Source organism: Nocardioides sp. (assembly GCF_031397825.1).
GTDB lineage: Bacteria > Actinomycetota > Actinomycetes > Propionibacteriales > Nocardioidaceae > Nocardioides.
The window spans coordinates 1-22,022 of the sequence record NZ_JANNML010000028.1; the positions used below are offsets into that span (position 1 = coordinate 1).

24 protein-coding genes are annotated in these 22,022 nt (G+C 71.7%); 11 read left to right on the forward strand and 13 right to left on the reverse strand.

The genetic code is table 11. The features are described 5' to 3' along the window. Window positions 1-561, forward strand: a 561-nt coding sequence (locus RMN98_RS01700; RefSeq protein WP_309647072.1) for a hypothetical protein, incomplete at its 5' end; no start/stop codon positions are given. A 273-nt stretch (window positions 562-834) separates the two neighbouring features. On the opposite strand, the gene RMN98_RS01705 is transcribed toward RMN98_RS01700, so the two are convergent. Both RMN98_RS01705 and RMN98_RS01710 read right to left on the reverse strand, forming a co-directional pair. Beyond that, a complete protein-coding gene (locus tag RMN98_RS01705) occupies window positions 835-1,857 on the reverse strand; it encodes an adenylate/guanylate cyclase domain-containing protein (protein ID WP_309647073.1) in 1,023 nt (340 codons plus the stop codon). 76 nt (window positions 1,858-1,933) lie between these two features. Further along, window positions 1,934-2,299 carry a cyclic nucleotide-binding domain-containing protein gene (locus tag RMN98_RS01710; RefSeq protein ID WP_309647074.1) on the reverse strand — a complete coding sequence of 122 codons (366 nt, stop codon included), beginning with the start codon at window positions 2,297-2,299 and terminating at the stop codon, window positions 1,934-1,936. A 443-nt stretch (window positions 2,300-2,742) separates the two neighbouring features. On the opposite strand from RMN98_RS01710, the gene RMN98_RS01715 reads away from it, so the two are divergent. Beyond that, entirely contained in the window at window positions 2,743-4,884 is a 2,142-nt protein-coding gene (locus tag RMN98_RS01715; protein ID WP_309647075.1) for a DEAD/DEAH box helicase, read from the forward strand. 278 nt (window positions 4,885-5,162) lie between these two features. On the opposite strand, the gene RMN98_RS01720 is transcribed toward RMN98_RS01715, so the two are convergent. Together RMN98_RS01720 and RMN98_RS01725 are read right to left on the reverse strand one after the other, a co-directional pair. Continuing rightward, a complete protein-coding gene (locus RMN98_RS01720) occupies window positions 5,163-6,380 on the reverse strand; it encodes an arginine deiminase (protein ID WP_309647076.1) in 1,218 nt (405 codons plus the stop codon). A 51-nt stretch (window positions 6,381-6,431) separates the two neighbouring features. Continuing rightward, complete coding sequence (locus RMN98_RS01725) at window positions 6,432-7,025, reverse strand: TMEM165/GDT1 family protein (RefSeq protein ID WP_309647077.1); 594 nt, start codon at window positions 7,023-7,025, stop codon at window positions 6,432-6,434. A 127-nt stretch (window positions 7,026-7,152) separates the two neighbouring features. Here RMN98_RS01725 and RMN98_RS01730 point away from each other — a divergent pair, with 127 nt between their 5' ends. Further along, entirely contained in the window at window positions 7,153-8,079 is a 927-nt protein-coding gene (locus tag RMN98_RS01730) for a hypothetical protein (RefSeq protein ID WP_309647078.1), read from the forward strand. On the opposite strand, the gene RMN98_RS01735 is transcribed toward RMN98_RS01730, so the two are convergent. After that, a complete protein-coding gene (locus tag RMN98_RS01735) occupies window positions 8,072-8,893 on the reverse strand; it encodes an ion transporter (protein ID WP_309647079.1) in 822 nt (273 codons plus the stop codon). The two genes, RMN98_RS01730 and RMN98_RS01735, sit on opposite strands and share 8 nt — an antisense overlap. Continuing rightward, complete coding sequence (locus tag RMN98_RS01740) at window positions 8,890-9,744, reverse strand: prephenate dehydratase (RefSeq protein ID WP_309647080.1); 855 nt, start codon at window positions 9,742-9,744, stop codon at window positions 8,890-8,892. Before RMN98_RS01740 ends, RMN98_RS01735 begins: the two co-directional genes overlap by 4 nt. 24 nt (window positions 9,745-9,768) lie before the next feature. Here RMN98_RS01740 and RMN98_RS01745 point away from each other — a divergent pair, with 24 nt between their 5' ends. After that, window positions 9,769-10,167 (forward strand): DUF4446 family protein, encoded by a 399-nt coding sequence (locus RMN98_RS01745; protein WP_309647081.1) that lies wholly within the window; start codon window positions 9,769-9,771, stop codon window positions 10,165-10,167. A 474-nt stretch (window positions 10,168-10,641) separates the two neighbouring features. Here the strand turns inward: RMN98_RS01745 and RMN98_RS01750 are convergent, their stop codons facing one another. From RMN98_RS01750 to RMN98_RS01760, 3 genes are all read right to left on the reverse strand, one after another. Then, a complete protein-coding gene (locus tag RMN98_RS01750) occupies window positions 10,642-11,337 on the reverse strand; it encodes a hypothetical protein (RefSeq protein WP_309647082.1) in 696 nt (231 codons plus the stop codon). 380 nt (window positions 11,338-11,717) lie between these two features. Further along, window positions 11,718-12,116 carry a nuclear transport factor 2 family protein gene (locus RMN98_RS01755; RefSeq protein WP_309647083.1) on the reverse strand — a complete coding sequence of 133 codons (399 nt, stop codon included), beginning with the start codon at window positions 12,114-12,116 and terminating at the stop codon, window positions 11,718-11,720. Beyond that, the gene (locus RMN98_RS01760) at window positions 12,113-13,687 is read right to left on the reverse strand and encodes a YegS/Rv2252/BmrU family lipid kinase (RefSeq protein ID WP_309647084.1); all 1,575 of its coding nucleotides are present in this window, start codon (window positions 13,685-13,687) and stop codon (window positions 12,113-12,115) included. Before RMN98_RS01760 ends, RMN98_RS01755 begins: the two co-directional genes overlap by 4 nt. Before the next feature lie 79 nt (window positions 13,688-13,766). Between RMN98_RS01760 and serS the strand changes: the two genes are divergently transcribed. From serS to RMN98_RS01790, 6 genes are all read left to right on the forward strand, one after another. After that, window positions 13,767-15,053: a serine--tRNA ligase gene (gene serS / locus RMN98_RS01765; RefSeq protein WP_309647085.1), complete on the forward strand. Its 1,287-nt coding sequence runs from the start codon at window positions 13,767-13,769 to the stop codon at window positions 15,051-15,053. Beyond that, window positions 15,050-15,877: an HAD family hydrolase gene (locus RMN98_RS01770; protein ID WP_309647086.1), complete on the forward strand. Its 828-nt coding sequence runs from the start codon at window positions 15,050-15,052 to the stop codon at window positions 15,875-15,877. Before serS ends, RMN98_RS01770 begins: the two co-directional genes overlap by 4 nt. After that, a complete protein-coding gene (locus tag RMN98_RS01775; RefSeq protein WP_309647087.1) occupies window positions 15,874-16,371 on the forward strand; it encodes a GNAT family N-acetyltransferase in 498 nt (165 codons plus the stop codon). Before RMN98_RS01770 ends, RMN98_RS01775 begins: the two co-directional genes overlap by 4 nt. After that, the gene (locus RMN98_RS01780) at window positions 16,368-17,171 is read left to right on the forward strand and encodes an HAD family hydrolase (protein WP_309647088.1); all 804 of its coding nucleotides are present in this window, start codon (window positions 16,368-16,370) and stop codon (window positions 17,169-17,171) included. The genes RMN98_RS01775 and RMN98_RS01780 overlap by 4 nt, the downstream gene beginning before the upstream one ends. Before the next feature lie 64 nt (window positions 17,172-17,235). Next, the gene (locus RMN98_RS01785; protein ID WP_309647089.1) at window positions 17,236-17,889 is read left to right on the forward strand and encodes a hypothetical protein; all 654 of its coding nucleotides are present in this window, start codon (window positions 17,236-17,238) and stop codon (window positions 17,887-17,889) included. Window positions 17,890-17,935: 46 nt separating this feature from the next. Further along, complete coding sequence (locus RMN98_RS01790) at window positions 17,936-18,541, forward strand: hypothetical protein (RefSeq protein ID WP_309647090.1); 606 nt, start codon at window positions 17,936-17,938, stop codon at window positions 18,539-18,541. Between the two features lie 54 nt (window positions 18,542-18,595). Here the strand turns inward: RMN98_RS01790 and RMN98_RS01795 are convergent, their stop codons facing one another. The 4 genes from RMN98_RS01795 to RMN98_RS01810 form a co-directional block, all read right to left on the reverse strand. After that, window positions 18,596-19,195, reverse strand: coding sequence for a bacterial proteasome activator family protein (locus RMN98_RS01795; protein ID WP_309647091.1), 600 nt, complete (start codon window positions 19,193-19,195; stop codon window positions 18,596-18,598). A 17-nt stretch (window positions 19,196-19,212) separates the two neighbouring features. Further along, complete coding sequence (locus RMN98_RS01800; protein WP_309647092.1) at window positions 19,213-20,190, reverse strand: NAD(P)H-quinone oxidoreductase; 978 nt, start codon at window positions 20,188-20,190, stop codon at window positions 19,213-19,215. Window positions 20,191-20,223: 33 nt separating this feature from the next. Further along, entirely contained in the window at window positions 20,224-20,547 is a 324-nt protein-coding gene (locus RMN98_RS01805; protein ID WP_309647093.1) for a DUF6457 domain-containing protein, read from the reverse strand. 67 nt (window positions 20,548-20,614) lie between these two features. Then, the gene (locus tag RMN98_RS01810; RefSeq protein ID WP_309647094.1) at window positions 20,615-21,190 is read right to left on the reverse strand and encodes a molybdenum cofactor guanylyltransferase; all 576 of its coding nucleotides are present in this window, start codon (window positions 21,188-21,190) and stop codon (window positions 20,615-20,617) included. Window positions 21,191-21,247: 57 nt separating this feature from the next. Here RMN98_RS01810 and RMN98_RS01815 point away from each other — a divergent pair, with 57 nt between their 5' ends. Beyond that, window positions 21,248-22,018 (forward strand): carbon-nitrogen hydrolase family protein, encoded by a 771-nt coding sequence (locus RMN98_RS01815; RefSeq protein WP_309647095.1) that lies wholly within the window; start codon window positions 21,248-21,250, stop codon window positions 22,016-22,018. Window positions 22,019-22,022 lie beyond the last annotated feature (4 nt).

Sequence of the window (22,022 nt, forward strand, 5' to 3'; positions counted from 1 at the left end):
GGCCTCACCACCGTCCCCTCAGAGTTGACTGTCACCGTCTCGGGAGAGACCTTCACAGTCCCCGTGCTCAACGCCCCCACCCCAACGAACGCCTTCGAGGATGCCGACAAGACCGACCCGTTGACGTCCGAACGCCTCGCATGGCAGGTGTCCACGCAGGGGTATCGGACCGAACTCATGGGCGCGGCAGCCCGAACGAAGGGTTGGGCAGGGGGCGCAATCGACTGGCCTTCCCGGACGCTCGTTTTGTACTCCAGTTCCGAGAGCCCCACTGCTGAAATCGAAGCCATCATCTCGCGACACCCAGACGACATGGCGGTCAGGTGGGAAGCGGTCGACTACTCCGAGCAAGAACTTGAAGTTGCACAACGAGCCTTGTATGCCGCCATTCCGGGCGCACTTGGTGGCTCGTATCTCCGCGACTTCTCCGGTGTCATCGTCCGCATAAGGCAGGTGGTGTTGGACGACCCACAGAAGGTCGCGGCCCTACGACGACTGGCGGAGGAAGCGACAACGGTGCCCGTGGTGTTTCAGGTAGGAACCCTCGCCTTCGCGGGGTAGGTACCGTCCGCTCATGCCGCGATCCGCGCGTCGAAGCCCACGGATGCGCGGGTGCCATCACACCGCAATCGCAGAGGGGCCACTGCTCGGGAGATCCATGCAGTAACCACTGCTGACGTGCCCACTGCATGGTGCTGGGTCGCCCAAGTCGCAATTACGCGTTGTCGAAGTCGCCTCGCTGCGTTACCAGGACCGCGGACGAAAGACGCTGACCTGCGGCTACATGGTTTTCTACGTAGGTCCCTTCCCGCGCTCCCGCCCGGGCCGTGTGGCTCAGCCGTCCTGGGTCGCACGCGACCGCGGTCGGCGCAGCGCCCAGGCCTGCAGCCGCGAGTAGCCCTTGACCGAGACGCGGCGCATCCGCCGGAAGGCGTACGGCGCCGCCCCGGAGTCGCTCTCGGTCTCCCGGTCCGTCGCGTCCCGGTCACCCTCCGCGTCGTGGACCCGTCCGGAGAGCCGCTCGTAGGCGCCCTGGTCGACGACGACCGTGCCGGGTCGGGCCAGCGAGGTGAGTCGGGAGGCGATGTTGACCGTCGGGCCGAAGACGTCACCGAGGCGGGTGACGACAGGCCCGTAGGCGATGCCGGCGCGCACCTCGGGGAAGCGGTCGGCCTCGTCGCTGCCGCGCGCGGTCATGGTCAGGGCGATCTCGGCCGCGGCGGTGACGTCGTCGGCCACCACGAGCACCTCGTCGCCGATGTTCTTGATGATCCGACCGCCCCGGTCAACCACCAGCCCGAGGGTCTCGCTCTCGAAGTGCTCGAGCCAGTCGACCAGCTCCGCCTCCGAGAGCGACTTGCTGCGCGAGGTGTAGCCGACGATGTCGACGAAGACCACCGCCTGGCGGACGACGGGCGAGCCCGGCGCCTCGACGGCCAGCATCCGGGAGCCGGCGCTGGCCAGGTGTCGACGCCACACGTAGGACTGGAGGGCATCGACGCGCGGCAGCACCTCCTGGGTCAGCTGGGCGAGGGTGTCGGCCGGTTCGGCGTCGCTCTCGAGCGCCCGGCTAGTGAGCAGGGCGGTCTGCCACTCGGCCAACCGCGCATAGCTGCGGCCCCAGGTGCGCACCAGCGCGGCCTGCCGGTCGGGTCCGAGGATGCCGAGGTCGATGAGGTCCCGGGTGTGGCGCAGGGCCTGGACGTCGAGCGGGGTGAACGCGACGGCGTCGTCGGTCGGGGTCGGGAAGCCCATGAGTCGCCACAGCTCGGCGGCGACCTCCGGGGCGACGCCGGCCTGCTCGGCGACCTGGAGCCGGGTCAGGCTCGGCGCCTCGCCCAGCAGGTAGGTCTCCACGACCTCGAGGGCGCCGGCCAGGACCTCCGGGTCAGGCGGCTCCCGGTCGGCAGGGTCCTCAGGCGGTGTCAGGTGCTCATCCCAGGCGCGACTCGGCGACGGCCTCGAGGGCCGTCTTGAACTTGGGCATCTGGTCGCAGAGCTCGCGGACCGTCTCGGAGGTGAAGTGGATGACCTCCAGCGGCGTCAGCGCCACGATGGAGGCGGTGCGCAGCGAGTGGCCGAGGATGGCCTGCTCACCCATGAACTCGCCCGGGCCGAGCTGGGCGATCTCCGCGCCTCCCTGGCGCACCGACACGGTGCCGTCGATGAGGATGTAGGCCTTGTCGGCGGGGGTGCGCTCCCAGATCGGCGACCAGCCCTCGGGCAGCCTGACGTGCCTGCCCTGGGCGCTGATGCGCGCGACTTCCTGCGGTGTGAACGAGTCGAAGAACGAAGCCATGCCGAGCCTTTCGAAGTGGTGCTCCCGCACGGATCCTCCCTGCTCCACCCGGCACTGTCCAGCAAACGCGCAGGTGACCTGCGTCCCTGCCCACAGGTGCCTCGACACGTGCCTCGACACGTGCCCCGCAGAGGTGCCGATCGGGCGATCCCCGACGGGGGCGCTAGCATGGTGGTCAGCACCGACCGACCGCAGCGCGGAGTCGTCGAGCGACGACTCGGATGGCGGGGGTCGATGATGCGCTCCCCAGCAGGGGACGCAGGTCCCACACCGGGGGCGGGCCGTCGAGGTCCACCGCGATCGATAGCGCGTGTATCGGTGGGATCACGTCGGGGAGTGGCACGTCCACGCCCCCGGCGTCGTCCGAGGCCCCGGCGGCGGGGCGGCGTACGACACCCAGGTTCTGCCGCGGCGCGCGCGGCAGACGCTCATCAGGAGGAGCTTTGGCCCGACGAGGCCAGCGCCAGTCCGGCGCGACCCGCACCAACCCGCGCAACCAGCGCCGGGCCCGCGACCTCGACAACGTGGGCGTCATCCCGGTCCTGGCCCGCGCCGTGCGCGAGGTCGAGTCCCGCGCCCAGCGTGGCCCCGTGCCCCGCGAGGGACGCACCAAGTTCCAGGTCGTCGCGCTGCTCGTGCGTGAGGAGCGCTTCCGGCTCAAGGCCGACACGGCCGTCACCGAGGCCCAGCGGGCCGAGCAGCTCAAGCGGCTCGACGGCATCGCCACGATCCTGGCCAAGACCGCCGCGCGCGACACCTCGCTGCTGGTCCTGCTCGCCGAGGACGCCGAGGTCTCCGACGCCGCGCGCGACCTGCGTCGCGAGCTGATCGCCAAGGCCGGCATGGAGCCGGAGCCCGAGCCAGAGCCGGAGCCGGAGCCCGTCCTCGCGAGCGCCGCGACCGAGCGCCGGGTCGTGCCGCAGTCGGTCGTCGCCCGCCAGCTGGCCAACCCCTTCCTCGTCCCCGACTTCTCCGCGGCTCCGCCTCGCCCTGCCGGACCCCGTCGTTTGGCCAGCTGGGAGCTGATCAACCCGCTGCTGACCTCCTTCGAGCGGGCCTCCGGTGGCGCCAAGGCCTGCATGGACCTGCCCGAGACGGGCGCCGTGCAGGCGCCGGGTCAACTCCAGCTGATGCACCACCAGGCGCAGGTCGTCGCCGCGGCCGAGGCGGGTCACCGCACCTTCCTGCTCGCCGACGAGCCGGGGCTCGGCAAGACCGCGCAGGCGCTGCTCGCGGCCCAGGCCGCCGACGCCTACCCGCTGCTGGTCGTCGTCCCCAACGTCGTCAAGACCAACTGGGCCCGTGAGGCCCACCTGTGGACCCCGCACCGTCCCGCGACCGTGATCCACGGCGACGGTGAGACCGTCGACGGCTTCGCCGACATCGTGGTCGTCAACTACGAGGTGCTCGACCGCCACGTCGGTTGGCTCGGCAACCTCGGCTTCAAGGGGATGGTCGTCGACGAGGCCCACTTCATCAAGAACAAGTCCTCCCAGCGCTCCCAGCACGTGCTCCAGCTCTCGGAGCGGATCCGTGCCCGCACCCCCCGCCCTCTGCTGATGGCGCTGACCGGCACCCCGCTGATCAACGACATCGAGGACTTCCGTGCGATCTGGCAGTTCCTGGGGTGGATCGACGACAAGAAGCCGATGGCGCAGCTCATGGAAGGACTCGAGGAGACCGGCATGACGCCGGTCGACCCGGGCTTCTACCCCGCCGCTCGCGCCGCCGTGATCGACATGGGCATCGTGCGCCGCCGCAAGGTCGACGTCGCCTCCGACATCCCCGCCCGCCGCATCGCCGACCTCCCGGTGGAGCTCGAGGGCGCCGCTGGCCGCTCGATCCGCGACGCTGAGCGCGAGCTCGCCCGTCGACTGGTCCACCGCTACGACCGGGCCCTGGAGACGCGCACCTCCGGCATCACCGTCGAGGGCATCGACCACGATCTCGTACGCCGCGTCGCCGGCTGGGAGCGCGACGACACCACCACCGCCAAGGCGGAGGAGAACGTCTTCGCCATGATGCGCCGCATCGGCCAGGCCAAGGCCGGGCTCGCTGCCGACTACGCCGCGCAGCTCGCGCGCAACGTCGGCAAGGTGGTGTTCTTCGCCAAGCACGTCGACGTCATGGACGTCGCCGAGGGGACCTTCGAGCGCCGTGGGATCGGCTACACCTCGATCCGCGGCAACCAGACGACCGCCGCGCGCACCAAGGCCATCGACTCGTTCGTCAACGATCCCGAGGTCCAGGTCGTCGTCTGCTCGCTGTCCGCGGCGGGCGTGGGCCTCAACCTGCAGGTCGCGTCCAACGTCGTGCTCGCCGAGCTCTCGTGGACCGACGCCGAGCAGACCCAGGCGATCGACCGGGTTCACCGCATCGGTCAGGGCGACCCCGTGACCGCGTGGCGGATCATCGCCTCGCAGACGATCGACACCAAGATCGCCGAGCTCATCGACTCCAAGGCTGGCCTCGCCGCCCGCGCTCTCGACGGCTCCGACGAGGAGGTCTCCGACTCCGCCGACATCCAGCTCGAGGCGTTGGTCGCCCTGCTCACCGACGCGCTGACGGAGAAGCTGGGGCTCTAGGTGGTGGCGGGTGCGCCCCCGAGGGGGTGTGCCCGACTGCGGTGTGCGCGACCCCGGTGTGCTCGACCGCGGGTCGTGTGCCGCAGAACGCGCCGTAGCGCGTCTTGGAGCACACGACTCGAGCGGGCTCCGAAGCCGACGGCGGTCCAGGGTCAGTCGTGTGTCGCCTGCAGCGCCGGAGCGCGCTCTCCGGCACACGACCGACGACCGACCGACGACCGCCCCCCACGACCGACGACCGACGACCGACCGATCACGCCGGGCGGTCGCCGAGGACCTCAGACGGTCAGTGGGTCCCGGGCGATCGGGCAGCTCATGCAGCGCGGGCCGCCACGGCCGGAGCCGAGCTCGGAGCCGGCGATCCGCACGACCTCGATCCCGGCGTCCTCGAGCCGCTCGTTGGTCTCGTCGTTGCGCTCGTAGGCGACCGCCACCCGCGGCGCCAGCGCCAGGGTGTTGTTGCCGTCGTCCCACTGCTCGCGCTCGGCGGTGACCGGGTCGAGGCCGGTGTCGATCTGGTGGAGCTGCTCGATGCCCATGGCCTTGGCGGCCGCGACGAGGAACGGCTCGGCGGTCGCGACCTGGAGGATCAGCGTGCCGTCGTCGGCGGCACCGTCGGCCGTCACGGCGTAGGCCATCAGGGCGTCGGCGACGTTGGGGTACATCACGATCTTGTCGACGTCGACCATCGTGCAGACGGTGTCGAGGTGCATCGTGGCGCGCTCCTGCGCGATGGGTACGGCGAGCACGGTGTCGGCCAGCTGGGCCTCGAAGACCTGGCGGGCGAGGCGCTCGACACCGGCGGGTGTCGTGCGCTCCCCGACGCCGACGGCGATGACGCGCGGGGCCAGCAGCAGCACGTCGCCGCCCTCGACGTGCTCGAAGTGGTGACCGTGGATGCGCGGGGTGCCGGCGAAGCGCGGGTGCAGGCTGTAGATGATCTCGGTCAGCTGGGTCTCGCGCTTGCGCGCGGGCATCGCCAACGACGTGATCGCGACCCGGTCGTGGACCCAGACCGAGGAGTCGCGCGTGAAGAGCAGGTTGGGCAGCGGGTCGATGAGGAAGTCGTCGCGTGCCATGAGCGACGTGACGAGGCCGAAGCCGCCGCGCACCTCGTCGTTGCGGATGCCGGCCGTCAGATAGCCGGTCAGCTCCTCCGGCGACGCGTCGTGCAGGAAGCCGCCCAGGTAGTGGCGCATCGTGTCGCCGAGGTCGAGGTCGGCCAGCGCAGTCGCGATCGCGCTGTCCCGCGCCTCGGCCGTCCCGAGCGTGTCGGTGAGCAGGTCGGTCAGGTAGAGCACCTCGACGTCGCGGGAGCGCAGCGCCTCGGCGAAGGCGTCGTGCTCCTCCTGCGCCCGGGCCACCCACGGGATGCCGTCGAAGAGCAGCTTGTCGTTGTTGCGGGGGGTCAGTCGCTTCAGCTCGTTGCCGGGGCGGTGCAGCATCACCGTCCGCAGCCGGCCGACCTCGCTGTCCGCGCCGTGGATCGCAGTCATGGTGCTCAGCCTAGGGGGTGGCGGCCGGATGCCGGGCGCACGAGACCGACGTCAGGACACCAGCTCGACGACCGTGAGCGTCGCGAGCAGCACGCACACCCCGGCGCCGAGGAAGTGCAGCACGTGGATCGAGACGAACCGCAGCAGGCTGCGCCCGACGACCACGGCGAGCGCGCTGACGGTGAGCAGCGCGGCGAGCGCGCCGACGAAGACACTCAGGGGTGCCTCGTACTTGGCGACCAGCGACAGCGTCAGCAGCTGCGACAGGTCGCCCCACTCCGCGGCGAAGAGCACCAGGAACGACGCCAGCACCGCGCGCCACCCCGTCACGGGCTTGGCCTTCTCGGCGAACTCCTCACCGCTGGCCGCCTCCTGGTGACTGCGTCCCTCGCGGAACAGCACCACCGCGCCGACGAGGAACAGCACGATCGCGGCGATCTTGACGACGTCGGCCGGCAGCAGCGACGCGGCGTGGCCGAGCGCCACCGCGACGCCGGTCTGCACGGTGAACGCCAGGCCGACGCCGATCCAGACCAGGATCGGGCGGTACTTGGTCGCCAGCACCAGCGTCGCGAGGAAGGTCTTGTCCGGCAGCTCCACGAGGAAGATCGCCCCGAAGGTGAGCGCGACGGCAGCGAGGTCCATGTGGCCATTCTCGGGGGCGACGCCACGCCCTCCGTCGAGGGGTACGACGAAGGGTCGCCCGCATCAGGTCCGTAACGGTTGCGCGGCAGACGTCGGCAACGGCGCGAGCGGACCGCACACTTTGGCCGTGCTCACCTCTCGGACCGCTCTCGTCGCTGCGACGTCAGCCGCGCTGCTCAGCCTCGCGCTCAGCGGCTGCTCCGGGGACCGAGCACCGGCGTGGACGCCCTACGAGACGTCGGCGGCGACGCCGCCGGCCATCGCCGAGCAGTGCCCGGACATCGACACCCCGCTGCCTTACCCCGGTGGCGGCGAGCTGCCGGCCGGTGCCGTGGCGGTGCGGCTGTGCAACGGGACGGGTCCCGAGGGCAGCGGCGACCTGCTCTTCGACCCACCGGCCGACCTGCTCGAGACCGGCGTCGACGACCTGGTCGAGATCGTCGACACCCTCGAGCCGGTCGACGTGTCGGCCCAGCCGTGCACCTTCGACCTGGGACCCACGTCGGTCTACTGGTTCCTCTACGACGACGGCCGGGCACGGGCCGTCAGCCTCCAGCACTTCGGGTGCCACCACACCTTCGTCGCGCCGGACCAGGCCGGCGCCGGCGGCGAGGAGCTGTCCGCCGCCTTCGACGAGCACCTGCGCGAGCAGCGCGCCGACCGCACGCCGCCGGGCGACGTACGCGTGCCGTCGTGCGACCTCCTCGACCGTCCGCCGGTCTCGCCGCTCTCCCTCGCCGACGACGAGCCGGGGCTCGAGACCGCGGTGTTCTGCACGGCGGAGGGGCGCGCCGTGCTGACGCCGCGGCAGGTCGACCGGCTCAGCGACGACCTGCGCCCGCGACGTCGCCCCGAGTGCGACCAGGCTCGGGGCCAGCGCCTCGGCTACACGACGATCTCTGGGCGCACGGCATGGGGCGACGTGGTCGTGCTGACCGGTCGGTGCTTCGCCTACCCCGCACCCGTGGGGCTGGCCACCGACTTCGCGGACGCACCGTCGTGGGTGCTCTCGCCCGACGTACGCCGGATGCTGCGGGGACTCACGCTCAGCTGACGGAGGGAGGAGGCAGCCGGGCCTCGAGCGCGGCCACCTGCGCCTTCAGGTCCTCCAGCGCGGTCAGGATCGCCGAGGACGACTCGTCGAGCTCCTCGGAGATCTCCTCGACCAGCTCCTCGCGCGACTCGGTCGTCTCCCGGTCGAGCGCCTCGACGGCGACCGCGATGAAGAGGTTGAGCACGATGTAGGTCGCCATGACGATGAAGAGGATGAAGAACGCCCAGGCCCACGGGTAGGCGTCGGTCGCGGGCCGCACGACGTTGGCCCAGTCGTCACCGGTGGTGATCTGGAACATCGAGAGCACGGAGGTGCCCAGCGAGCCGAAGTGCTCGGGATCGACGTCGCCGAAGAGCTGGGTGGCCATGACCGCCCCGATGTAGAGCAGCATCGCCAGCAGTGCTCCGATCGAGGCCATGCCGGGCACGGTGCTGACCAGCGCGCCGACGACCAGCCGCATCGACCGCACGGTCGAGAGCAGGCGCAGGACCCGGAGCACGCGCAGTACCCGGAAGACTGCGTAGGACCCGCCGCCGGGCACCAGCGAGATCAGCACGACGAGGAAGTCGAAGACGTTCCACGGCCCCCGGAAGAAGCCGAGGCCGTAGGCGTAGAGCCGCAGCGAGATCTCCACGACGAAGACGCCCACCGTGACCCAGCCGACGGTCGTCGTCGCGTCGCCGTACGACGCCATCCAGCGCGGCGACACCTCGAGCCCGATCACGGCGGAGTTGACCAGGATGACCGCGATGATCGTCCACTGGAAGGCGCCGGTCTCGACCAGGCGGCGCACGGCGGCGCGCGAGCCGCTCATGCGCGGAAGGAGTCGGCGGGATAGACGCCGAGGACCTTGACGTCGGTCGTGAAGAAGGCGAGCTCCTCGAGCGCGCGCGCCAGCCCCGGCTCGGACGGGTGGCCGTCGACCTCGGCGAGGAACTGGGTGGCGGAGAAGTGCCCGCCGACCATGTAGCTCTCCAGCTTGGTCATGTTGACCCCGTTGGTCGCGAAGCCGCCCAGCGCCTTGTAGAGCGCCGCGGGGAGGTTGCGCACGTTGAAGATGAACGACGTGACGACCGGCCCGGCACCGACCGGAGCCTCCACGTAGTCACGCGACAGCACCACGAAGCGGGTCGTGTTGTGGTCCTCGTCCTCGATGTCCTCGGCGAGCACGTCCAAGCCGTAGATCTCCGCCGCGAGCGGCGGCGAGATCGCGGCCTGGGTCGGGTCGGCGGCCTCGGCGACCTCGCGGGCAGCGCCGGCGGTGTCGCCGGAGATCAGTGGCACCAGGCCGTGCTCTCGGATGATCTTGCGGCACTGGCCGAGCGCGTGGACGTGGCTGTGCACGGTGGTCACCTGGTCCAGGGACGCCCCGGGCACCCCGAGCAGGTGGAAGCGGATCCTCAGGAAGTGCTCGGCGATGATGTGGAGCCCTGAGTCGGGCAGGAAGTGGTGGATGTCGGCGACCCGGCCGGCGATCGAGTTGTCGATCGGGATCATCGCCAGGTCGGCGCTGGGTCCGACTCCGGGGCCGCCCTCCACCGCGGCGAAGACGTCCTCGAACGACGCGCAGGCCAGCGCCTCCCAGTCGGGGTAGTGCTGGCGGCACACCAGGTGGGAGTTGGCGCCGGGCTCGCCCTGGTAGGCGATGCGTCGAGGGGAAGTCACCCGGGTGAGTTTAGGGTCGGAGACGTGGTCCTCATCGCCGTTCTCAGCCTCGTGGTCGCGCTCGTCGCGGTCGCCCTGTCCGTCCTCACCCTGCGCACCACCAACGCCCGCCGCCGGGCCATGGGCGCCGAGGCGCTGCCCGAGGACGTCCACGGCCTGCGCCAGGAGGTCGCGGCGCTGCGCGCGGAGGCCCGAGGGTCGCTGCGGCACGTCGCCGTGGTCCGGTATGACGCCTTCGGCGACATGGGCGGCCACCTGTCCTGGTCGCTCGCGCTCCTCGACGACGTCGGCGACGGTGTGGTGCTGAGCTCGATCCACGGCCGCTCCGAGGCCCGCAGCTATGCCAAGAACATCGCTGGGTGGCGCTGCGAGCAGCAGCTCTCGCCCGAGGAGGACGAGGCGATCTCCAACGCGAGGGCCTAGGCCCGGCCACGACGGACCGGGAGGGAGACAACCTCCCGGCCTCGCCGACGTCTCACCAAGCATGACCGCAGACATGACGGTGAGAGGCGGATGTCGAGGCGGCGCGATGTTGCCGGGCGGAGGTCGAGGCGGCGCGATGTTGCCGGGCTGCACGGCTGTCGGGCTTGGTCGGGTCGTGTGTCGCCGGCAGCGCCCGGGCGCGTTCTCCGGCACACGACTGGGAGCGTCTGGCGGAAGGTCCTGGCTGGCTCACTCCAGCCGGCCGGTCGTGTGCCCCAGGCCGCGCTGGGGCGAGTTCTCCGGCACACGACCCCCGGGCGGTCCCCACCACGCCGGTGTCCTCCCGGGAGCCGGGCTGAGCCTGCTGATGGCCCAGGAGGACGGCGACAGCACCACCATGACGCTGGTGACCGACGGGAACGGCACGCTGCGGACCCGCATCCCCGACGAGCCGGAGGGCGTGGACCACGAGGTCTACCGCTGGGCCCTCGGTGACAGCGTCTCCACCTCGGGAGCGCCGACCCTCCAGGCCTTGAGCGAGGGCTGCTTCGCCATCGATGCCGCGGATCCCGGGGCCGACACCGCCCGCTGCTGACCCGCTCGGGGCGCGCTGCCCTGGAGGTCCAGGACCCGCTGGTTGCCCGCCCCCCGGTGGCGGGCAGCCAGACCCAGTGCCCGCAGCTTCGAGGCGGTCCACAGGTGCAGCGAGGTCATCAGGAAGAGCCCGATGTAGAGCGCGATGGGGTAGAGACGCTCGGTCGGCATGTCCGAGAAGGCGTGCCAGGGCCAGTCGATGATCAGCGCGCCGGCGCTGAGCGAGGCCAGCACGAAGCCGCCCGCCATCGTCAGCGCCCACAGCGCGAGGATGCCGAGACCGACCATCTCGGTCACGATGGAGGTCGAGCGCAGCGCCAGGCCCGCGGCCAGGACGGCACCGCCGACGAAGGCCAGGCCGCCCGTGAGCAGCCGCATCCCGTCGCCGTACTGGTCGAAGGTCGCAGCTGTTCCGTTGAAAAGGATCAGGAGCCCCGCGATCAGGCCGATGAGGGCATGGACGAGGAGAAGGCCGAGGCGGTTGGTCTGCTCCCACTCCGCCGCCGTGAGGGGTCGCCGACGACCCACAGCGCTGGCGGAGCGCGAGGGCAGGGGGTCGCGGCGTGCGCCGATCACGGGCAGGACCTTTCGTCGAGACGTAGAGCCTGACACTCGCAGGGGGCCGCCCACCAGAGGCGAAGGTATGTGCTCGCATGGCCCTTCGCGGCCCAGGATTTGTCCGAAAGGATGACTCTCTGGTGTGCCCGCAGGGCTCGAGCGTGTAGCCCAGTCCGCTGGTGGTCAGCAGGTGCCGCGGCCGCGCCGGATCGGCCATCAACTGGCGCGTTCTGCGCTGGCGGTCAGGCAGGCCGGCCAGCGCGAGGGTCAGGAGGACATGGATGACATCAGGCGCCCGCCAGTCGTACGCCGGCCGCGACCCCTCGCCGTACGGTCGTGACGGCGATGCTGCGCTCCCTGGAGGAAAGTCGTCGGTTCAGCCCTTCGTCAGCCCTTCGTCAGCCCTTCGTCAGCTCGGCACCCATCGCGGCGACGAGCGCCTGCAGGCCCTTCATCGGCCGCACCATCACGGTGAAGGACGTCAGCCGACCGTCGGGACCCCAGCGGAGCATGTCGACGCCGTGGACGCTCATGCCGTCGACGACCGAGGTGAACTCCAGCACCGCGCTGTCCTGCGAGCACCACTCGTCGACGTAGGTCAGCTCCGGCCCGAGCACGACCATCGCGGCACTCAGGTAGGCCGTGGTGATCGCCTTGCCCTCCTGCGGGGTGTGCACCGCGGGCGAGCGGAAGACGACGTCGTCGGCCAGCAGGGCGTCGAGCCCGGCCGGGTCTCGCGACTCGGCCACGGCGTGCCACGCCGCGACCGGTGCGGGGCGGCTGCTCGGGTCGCTCACCGCGGCACCCGGACCAGCAGCCGCCCGTGGACGCACTCCAGGTGCAGCTCGCGTCCGGAGCCGATCGAGTCGCCATCGAGCTGGCGGGGGGTGTCGGTGGCGGCCCTGATGCTGACCCGTTGGCCGGTCATCCGGTTGATCGTGTCGTCGGTTCGCGACCCCTTGGCGAGCACCCGGAAGGCCAGGGGGATCCAGGAGAAGAACGTGCGGGGGTGCAGGATCACGACGTCGATCCGGCCGTCGTCGATGGTGGCGTCGGGCAGCAGCGGCATGCCGGCCTGGAGGAAGCCGACGTTGCCGACCACGACCGTGCGGGCGCGGTGGCGGGTGTAGTCGCCGCCGTCGATCGAGATGTCCACGCGGACGGCGGGGAACATCAGCGACTTGAGCCCGGAGAGCACGTAGGCGATCCAGCCGACCTTCTTCTTCAGGTCCTCGTTGACGCCCTCCATCAGCGCGGCGTCGAAGCCCATGCCGGCCATGACCATGAAGTGGCTGTCCTCGATGCCGTCCCCGGTCACCGAGACCATGTCGATCGCGCGGTCCTGACCGGTGAGTGCGACGTCGATCGCGGCGCGCACGTAGAGCGGGATGTCGAGGTTGCGGGCGAGCAGGTTGCCGGTGCCGGCGGGCACGATCCCGACGGGGATGCCGGTGCCGGCGAGCTCCGCGCAGACCTCGCGAACGGTGCCGTCGCCGCCGCAGACGATGACCAGGCCCGCGCCCTCGACCGAGGCCCGCTCGGCCTGGCCGGTGCCGGGGTCCTCGACGGTCGTCAGGTGCCACGACGGCTCCTGCCAGCCGGCCTCGACGGCCATGGCGGTGACGATCGACTGGAACTGCCCGACGTCCTCCACCTTGATCGGGTTGAGGACGACGGCGAGCTTGCGTCCGGGCGGCAGGACCTCCGCGAGCGGCTCGATCTTCTCGGCGTGGCTGCGCGGCAGCGGGCTGTAGAGCGCCAGGCCGAGCAGCACGAAACCGACCCCGAGGAGCACCCCGCCGATCACGTCGGACGGGAAGTGCCGCCCGAGCAGCACCCGGTCCAGGCAGACGAGGACCACGACCAGGCCGACGGTGAGGTCGGCGAAGCGGCGGACACCGGCGCGGCGTACGAGCATCGAGACCAGCACCAGCACGATGCCGCCGAGCGCGGCGACCGATGACGCGTGACCCGACGGGAAGGCGTTGTTGCTCAGCAGCCACTCGGGCTCCTGCCAGTCGGGACGGGCACGACCGACGCCCAGCTTGATCAGCGTCGTCGACGCCGAGGTCAGGGCCATCACGCCCGCGGCGAAGAACGCGGCCCGGCGGTAGCCCTTCACGAACATCGCGACCGCCAGAGCAGCGGTGTACGCCGTCATGGCGACCGTCCCGAAGCCCACCTCGACCACGCGGAGGAACGAGCGCAGCCCCTGGTCGTCGACGGCCCAGCCGCGCACCGTGTCACCGCGGTCGTCGAAGGACACGAGGGGGGACCAGTCCTGGACCACGGCGAGCGCCAGCAGCCCGACGAGGCCGAAGCACAGGGCGGACCAGGTCAGGAGGTGGACGCGGGAACGGTCGAGCACGGCGCCCAGTATGAGCGACGCGATCACGCACGCACGAACTGGGATGAGCGCGCGGATCGTGCCCGGATAGCCTGGGCTCATGATCGATCCGCGCATCCTCCGTGAAGACCCAGACCGCGTCCGAGCCGCCCAGGCCAAGCGCGGCCTGTCCGACGAGGTGGTCGATCACGCGCTGTCGGCCGACACGGCCCGCCGGGAGGCCATCGCGACCTTCGAGGCGAGGCGCAGCGAGCAGAAGAGGCTCGGCAAGCTGATCCCCCAGGCGCAGGGTGACGAGAAGGCGGCGCTGCTCGCCCAGACCAAGACCCTCGCCGCCCAGGTCAAGGAGGCCGAGGCCGCCCAGGCGGTGGCCGAGGAGGAGTGGCAGCAGGCGCTGCTCTCGATCCCCAACTTGGCCGCCGACGAGGTGCCGGCCGGCGGCGAGGACGACTTCGTCGTGCTCGAGACCGTCGGCACGCCCGCGACCTTCGACTTCGAGCCGCGCGACCACGTCGAGCTGGGCCGGATGCTCGGCGCCATCGACCTCGAGCGCGGCGCCAAGGTGTCGGGATCGCGCTTCTACTTCCTCACCGGCGTCGGCGCCGAGCTGGAGTTCGCGCTGATCAACCTCGCCAACGAGACGGCCCGCGAGCACGGCTTCACCCAGGTCATCGCCCCGTCGATGGTCAAGCCCCGGGCGATGGAGGGCACCGGCTTCCTCGGCCAGGCCGCCGACGACGTCTACCGCATCGAGGGCCAGGACATGTACCTCGTCGGGACCTCCGAGGTCCCGATGGCCGCCTACCACTCCGACGAGATCCTCGACGGCGCGACCTTCCCGCTGCGCTACGCCGCGTTCAGCCCGTGCTTCCGCAAGGAGGCAGGCTCGCACGGCAAGGACACCAAGGGGATCATCCGGGTGCACTGGTTCGACAAGGTGGAGATGTTCGTCTACACGACCCTCGAGGACTCCTACGCCGAGCACCAGCGCCTGCTCGACATCGAGAAGGCGTTCCTCGACAAGCTCGAGCTGGCCTACCAGGTGATCGACACCGCGGCCGGCGACCTCGGCCTGTCCGCGCAGCGCAAGTTCGACTGCGAGGCGTGGATCCCCACCCAGGGCAAGTACCGCGAGCTCACCTCGACCTCCAACTGCACCGAGTTCCAGACCCGGCGCCTCGACACCCGCGGCCGCTTCGCCCTCGACGACGGCAGCGGCGGCACCGAGGTCCGGGCGGTCGCCACCCTCAACGGCACCCTGTGCGCCGTCCCGCGCGCGATCGTGGCCATCCTCGAGACCCACCAGCAGGCCGACGGCTCGGTCAAGGTGCCGCAGGCCCTGCAGAAGTGGCTCGGCCGCGAGGTCCTGGAGCCGGTCGCCCCGTGACCGACGACTGGAAGCCCGGCATCGTCGCCCTCGACATCGACGGCACCCTGCTGAAGTGGATCGAGGGGGCGGGCTCCACCTACGAGCAGGTCGAGCCGGCCGTGTACGACGCCATCCACCGCGCCCTCGACGCCGGTGCCCACGTGGTGCTCGCCTCGGGCCGATCCCCGCACGGCATGACCCCGATCGCCGACCTGCTCGACCTGCGCGGCCAGGACGCCGAGCGGCTGTGGATCGTGGCCAGCAACGGCGCCGTGGTCTTCCGCTACCCGCCGCTCGAGGTCGTCCACGAGGAGACCTTCGACGCCGGTCCGGCGGTCAAGCTCATCCTCGACCGTCAGCCGACCGCGCGCGTCGCGGTCGAGGAGCGCGGCATCGGCTACCGCGTCAGCACGCCCTTCCCCGACGGCGAGCTCTCCGGTGACATGATCGTCACCCCCGTCGAGGAGCTCGTGGCCGGTCCGGTGAGTCGTGTCATCATCCGCGACCCCGATGCCAGCGCCGAGCAGTTCGTCGAGCTGGCGAAGGAGCTGGGGCTGCACGGAACCAACTACGTCGTCGGCTGGACCGCCTGGCTGGACCTGTCCCCGGTCGGCGTCTCCAAGGCCTCCGGGCTCGGCCATGTCGCCTCGGCCCTCGGGCTGGGCTCGGCTGACGTGCTGGCCATCGGTGACGGCCGCAACGACATCGAGATGCTCCAGTGGGCCGGCCGCGGGGTCGCCATGGGCCAGTCGGTCCAGGAGGTCATCGACGTGGCAGACGCCGTCACCGAGTCCGTCTACGAGGACGGCGCGGCGATCGAGATCGACCGCTGGTTCCGGTGACCCCGGACGCCGACGACCAGGTCCCGTCGCTGCCGGCCCTGATCAGCTCGGAGCGGTTGCGGTTGATCCCGATCAGCAGCACCGACGCCGCGGACATGCTGGCCGGTCGTCACCAGGACCGCTGGCACCCCGACTACCCCCGCCGCGACGACGTGGACGCGGCGACCATGGTCAAGGACGGCGACACCTGGGGCCCGCGCCACGTGGTCCTCGGGATGCTTGCGGTCGGCTCCATCGGCTGCTTCGGCCCGCCCGTCGACGGGGAGACCGAGGTCGGCTACGGACTCGTGGAGGCGGTCCGTGGCGCTGGTGTGGCCACGGAGGCGCTGCGCGCGCTGGTCGCGCAGACCGACCTCGTCGGCGTACGACTGCGCGCGAGCGTGCGTCCCGACAACCGGGCCAGCGTCCGCGTCCTGGCCACGTGCGGCTTCACCGAGCTGCGCGGCAGCAACGAGGACGGCGAGCTGGTCATGGCCCGGCCGCTGCCCTCATGAGCACCCCGCGGCTCGTCGCCACCGACCTCGACGGCACCCTCGTCGGTGCCGACGGCGCGATCAGCGAGCGCACCGCGTCGGTCCTCCGGGCCGTGGAGGACCTCGGTGTGCCGGTCGTCTTCGTGACGGGCCGCCCGCTGCGCTGGGCGGCCGAGGTCTTCGAGCACGTCGGCTCCCACGGTCTCGCGGTGGTCAGCAACGGCGCGGTCGTCTGGGACGTCGCGGCCGAGCGGGCCCGGCTCGAGCGCCCGATCGACCCGGTCCTGGGTCTCGACGTCTGCCGCGCCCTGCGCGTGGCGGTGCCGGGCACGACGTACGCCGTGGAGGACCTCGACGGGATCTCCCTGGAGCCGGAGTTCCTCGAGCGCTACCTGGTGCCCGACGGCAGCCGTCGCGCGCCGGTCGAGGAGCTCTTCGACCGCCCCGCCCTCAAGCTGCTCGCGCGGCACGAGGAGCTGGACCCGCAGGAGTTCTGGGCGCGGGCCGAGGTCGCCACCGGGGGGCGGCTCGTCATCACCTGGTCGTCCTCCACCTCCTTGCTGGAGATCAGCGCACCGGGGGTGACGAAGGCGTCGACGCTGGCGCTGCTCTGCGACGAGCTGGGCGTCGCCGCGACCGACGTGGTCGCCTTCGGGGACATGCCCAACGACCTGCCGATGCTCGGCTGGGCCGGCACGGCCTACGCGATGGCCAACGCCCACCCCGACGTCCTCGCTGTCGCCCACCACGTCGCTCCGCACCACGACGAGGACGGTGTCGCGCAGGTGCTCACCGGGCTCTTCGGGCTCGCCGAGGGATGACGCGGGCTGGTCGGGGCCGTGTCCCGACTGGTGTCCATCACCACCGATCTGTTGTGATGAGCGCGTGCTCGCAGCTGCCCGTCGCCTCCTCACCTCGTTCCTGATGGCCCTCGTGATGGCCTTCGGGATGGTCGGTGGTCTGGTCGCGCTCGGTGCCGCACCCGCCCAGGCCTGCACCTGCGCGCAGGCCGCCGGGGCCGGTGCCGACTCGTTGATGGAGCGCATCAAGGACGCCGACGCCGTCTTCACCGGGACGGTCGCCTCCTCGACCCGCTCGGAGGGCACGGGGGCCGACGCGGTCGTCAGCATCACCAACGAGGTCGTGCTCGACCGGGTCTACAAGGGCCAGATCGACGACGTCGACCAGACCGTCCTGACCACCCAGCGCACCCAGGCGACGTGCGGCCTGGGTCAGCTCCAGGTCGACTCCCGCTACGTCTTCGTCGTGGCCTCCGACAGCACGGTCGAGGGCGCCTGGGCCGACGACGGCTGCTCCGGCACCCGGGCGGCGACCTCCGCCCTGATCGCGGAGGTCCAGGGCGTGCTGGGCAAGGGGCGCTCCGCCACCCCCGCGCCGGCCCCCGAGCCCGCCGTCCTCACCGACGCCGACACGAGCGCGCCCACCTCGCTGAGCCGCGCAGCGGCTCCCGGCCTCGCGCTCGTGCTCGTCGGCTTCCTCGGGCTGATCCTCGTCGGCCGGCTCAACGCCCGCCGCTGACGCCAGGCTCGGGAACGACCTGCGGCGTCGTGGCGTCCCACCGCACATGACCTCGCTCCGCCGCGCCCTCACCGCCCTGCTCGTCGCCCTGCTCGTCGCACTGCTCGCCTCGGCCGGCCTCGTCCTCGTCGGCGCCCCGGCGCACGCGTGCTCCTGCGCGATGGAGGGCGATCGTGGCGCCCTCGCGCGCGCCGACGCCGTCTTCGTCGCGGAGGTCCTCGACCGTTCGATCGAGCGTGGCGTGGCGACCTACGACGTCGAGGTCCTCGAGGTCCTCAAGGGTGAGCCGGGTGGGACTGCCGAGGTGCTCTCGTCCGCGAGCGGGGCGTCGTGCGGGCTCGAGGGTGTCGTGGTCGGCGAGCGGCGGCTCTTCCTCGTGGACGGCTCCCGCTCGCCGTACGCCGGCAACCTCTGCCTCGGCTTCGGCGTCACCCAGGGCGAGGCCGAGCGCATCCTCGGTGCGCCCGAGCCGGCTGCCGCCGACGACCCAGTCGTCGCTGGGCCCGCCGACGCCGGGGCGGTCACCGACGGCGACGTGGTCGGCGTGGAAGTCGACGACGGTCTCGTGTGGCCGTGGGTCGCCGGCGGCGTCCTCGGGCTGGGCCTGGTCGTCCTCGTGCTGAGGCGGCTGCTGGTCGGCAGCGGGCGCTAGCAGTCACGGCTGGCCGAGCGCGACGGGACCCGTGAGCCGCTATGGCCGAGCGTCCTACAGGTACATCCCGCTCGACGACCCAGGCCGACCGTCGTCATCGGCAGGCGACGGCATCCCGGCGTCGGCCTGGGGCGCGCCACCCATCCCGGGCGGCAGGCCCCGTCGCATCTGCTCGAACTGTGCCCGCGCCGCCATCTGCTGGGCGTAGATCGCGGTCTGGATGCCGTGGAAGAGCCCCTCGAGCCAGCCGACCAGCTGGGCCTGGGCGATCCGCAGCTCGCCCTCGGAGGGGACCTCGTCACCGCTGAAGGGCAGGGTGAGCCGGTCGAGCTCCTCGATCAGCTCGGGCGCGAGGCCCTGCTCGAGCTCCTTGATGGAGGCCTGGTGGATCTCCTTGAGGCGCACGCGGCTGGCCTCGTCGAGGGGCGCGGCCTTCACCTCCTCGAGGAGCTGGCGGATCATGCTGCCGATCCGCATCACCTTGGCGGGCTGCTCGACCAGGTCGGTGAGCGCGCGCTCGCCCTCGCCGTCCTCGTCACCACCCTCTCCGTCGGGGGCCTGCTGCAGCGCCGAGGCCGGCAGGGTCCCGATCGGCTTGCCGTCGGGGCCGATGATGACGACCTGCTGCTCCTGCTCGTCGGGCTGCTCGCTCATGTCCGCCACCCTATGCGTCAGACGGTCAGCACGATCTTGCCGGTGTGCTCACCCGACTCCATCAGCTCGTGGGCGGCGACCACGTCCTCGAGCGACATGGTGCCGTGCACGATCGGCTGCACCAGGCCCTCAGCCACCAGCGGCCACACCAGCTCGACCAGCGACGCGCAGATCGCGGCCTTCTCGTCGCTCGGCCGCGAGCGCAGCGAGGTCGCGATGACCGCCCCGCGCTTGCGCAGCAGCGCGTTGATGTCGAGCTCGCCCTTGCTGCCGCCCTGCATGCCGATGATGACCAGCCGGCCCTCGGTGGCCAGGGCGTCGACGTTGCGCTGGAGGTACTTCGCGCCCATGTTGTCCAGGATCACGTCGACCCCGGCGCCGTCGGTGCACGCCTTCACGACCTCCACGAAGTCCTCGTCGCGGTAGTTGATCGTCACGTCGGCGCCCAGCGACGCGCAGAACGCGAGCTTGTCGGCCGTGCCGCCCGTCGTGAACACCCGCGCCCCCAGGGCCGAGGCCAGCTGGATCGCGAAGGTGCCGATGCCGCCGGCGCCGCCGTGCACGAGGAAGGCCTCGTGGGGCTTGAGGCCGGCGACCATGAAGACGTTGGACCACACCGTCGCCGCCACCTCGGGCAGCGCCGCGGCGGTCACCAGGTCGACCCCGTCGGGCACGGGCATCACCTGTCCGGCTGGTACGACGACCCGTGACGCGTAGCCGCCTCCCGCCAGCAGCGCGCACACCTCGTCGCCGACCGACCACTGCTCCACGCCTTCGCCGACGGCGGCGATCGTGCCGCTGCACTCCAGGCCGATCACGTCGGAGGCGCCGGGCGGCGGTGGGTAGAAGCCCTGGCGCTGGAGCAGGTCGGCGCGGTTGATCGCGGTCGCGACGACCGCGATGGCGACCTCGCCGGGCCCGGGCTCCACGTCGGGGACGTCGTGGACGGACAGGACCTCGGGGCCACCGGCTGCGGTGGCGATCACGGCACGCATGGGGGCCAGTGTGCCCCAGGTCAGGGCGGGGGGTCAGTCGTCGAGCGCGTCGCCGGTGTGGTCGACGCCGCTGTCGTCGGGGACCGGCGCGTCGATGTCGAGAGGGTCGCGGAAGCCGGCCGGGCGGTCCCAGCCCTCGGCCAGGCCCTGCGCCATCGCGGCGAGCTTCTCGACCGTCTCGGGATCGGCCTCGCGAGACCCGGCCGCGAAGCCGAGGAGGTAGGCCGTGACGGGTCCGGCGCTGCGCTCGACGTTGTCCATCGCGATCCGGCTCAGGTCGTTGAGGAGCCCCTCGTCGACCTCGGCCTCGAGGTCGAGGACGTCGCAGAGCTCGTCGATCCAGTCGTGCAGGTTCACGACGACCAATCTGCTCGCATGCGGTGCCTGCCGCAACCCCCAGCGCTCAGATCGCCCCCGAGGGGGCTCACTCCGCGAGGTCGCGCAGGTCCGTCCAGGTGTCGACGTCGCGGTGCTCGTCGCTGTCGGCTGCGACCTCGGCGAGCGACAGCTGCGCGAGCAGCCGGTGCAGGGGCATGTCGTGCTGGGCCTCGTGGTCGGGCCGCACGGCGTCGAGCCGGGCCACGTCGAGCACCATCGCGAGCTGCCGCCGTCCGTCCGGGTCCACGAGGGCGGCCCCGTCGTGGCCACGCGTCGCCTCGAGCAGGCGGCGGAAGGTCAGCGGACCCACCCGCGGCATGTCGACGGCGAGGACGCCCAGCCATGGCGTCGGGTGCAGCAGCGCGTCGCGCCCGGTGAGCAGGGCGGCGACGGGACCGCCGTACTGCGGGCTCTCGACGGTGAACGTCACCGGCCGCTCGGTCGGCACGGACGCGCCGACCACGACCACCTCGGTGGCGTCCATGACCGCGTCGATGGCGCGCGCGAGCAGCGTGCGGCCGCCGAGCTCGACCGAGGCCTTGTCCACGCCGCCGAGGCGGGCTGCCCGCCCACCGGCGAGCACCACGGCGCTGAAGGAGCTGAGGCCGACGTCGATCTCCACCCGGCGAGTGTCGCACCGTCTGCCCCGGTCGCGCCGCACCGTGGCAGGCTGGGCCCGGTGACGTCCCCCACGCTCCAGGTCAGCCTCGTGCAGGAGGCCTCCGGCCTCGACCCGGCCGACAACAGTGCCCGGCTCGAGGCGCTGGTCCCCACCGGCAGCGACCTGGTGGTCCTGCCCGAGGCCTTCGCCCGCGACTTCGGCGAGGCCGGCTCCGACGTCGCGGCGTACGCCGAGGGGCTGGACGGGCCGTTCGGCTCCGAGCTGGCGCGGGTCGCGCGGGAGCGCGCGACGACCGTCGTGGCCGGGATGTTCGAGGCCAGCGACGACCCCACGCGGCCGTGGAACACGCTGCTCGTGCGCGGCGCGGTGGACGCCTCCTACCGCAAGGTCCACCTCTACGACTCGTTCGGCTACCGCGAGTCCGACCGGCTGCTGGCCGGCGAGGTCGTGCCGACCGTGGTCGAGGTCGGAGGGTTCCAGGTGGGCCTGATGACCTGCTACGACCTCCGCTTCCCCGAGATGGCACGCGCGCTGGTCGACCGGGGCGCCGAGGTGCTGGTGATCCCCGCAGCCTGGGTCGCGGGGCCGCGCAAGGTCGACCACTGGCGCACGCTGGTGCGGGCACGGGCCATCGAGAACACGGTGTTCGTGGTCGCCGCGGGGCAGCCCGGGCCGCGCTACTCCGGCCACTCGCTCGTCGTGGACCCGATGGGCGACGTGCTCGCCGAGGCCGGGGACGACGCGACGGTGATGGGCGCCACCCTGGAGCGGTCCGCGCTCGACGCGGCCCGTCGTACCAACCCCTCGTTGGCCAACCGCCGTCTGTAGCCTG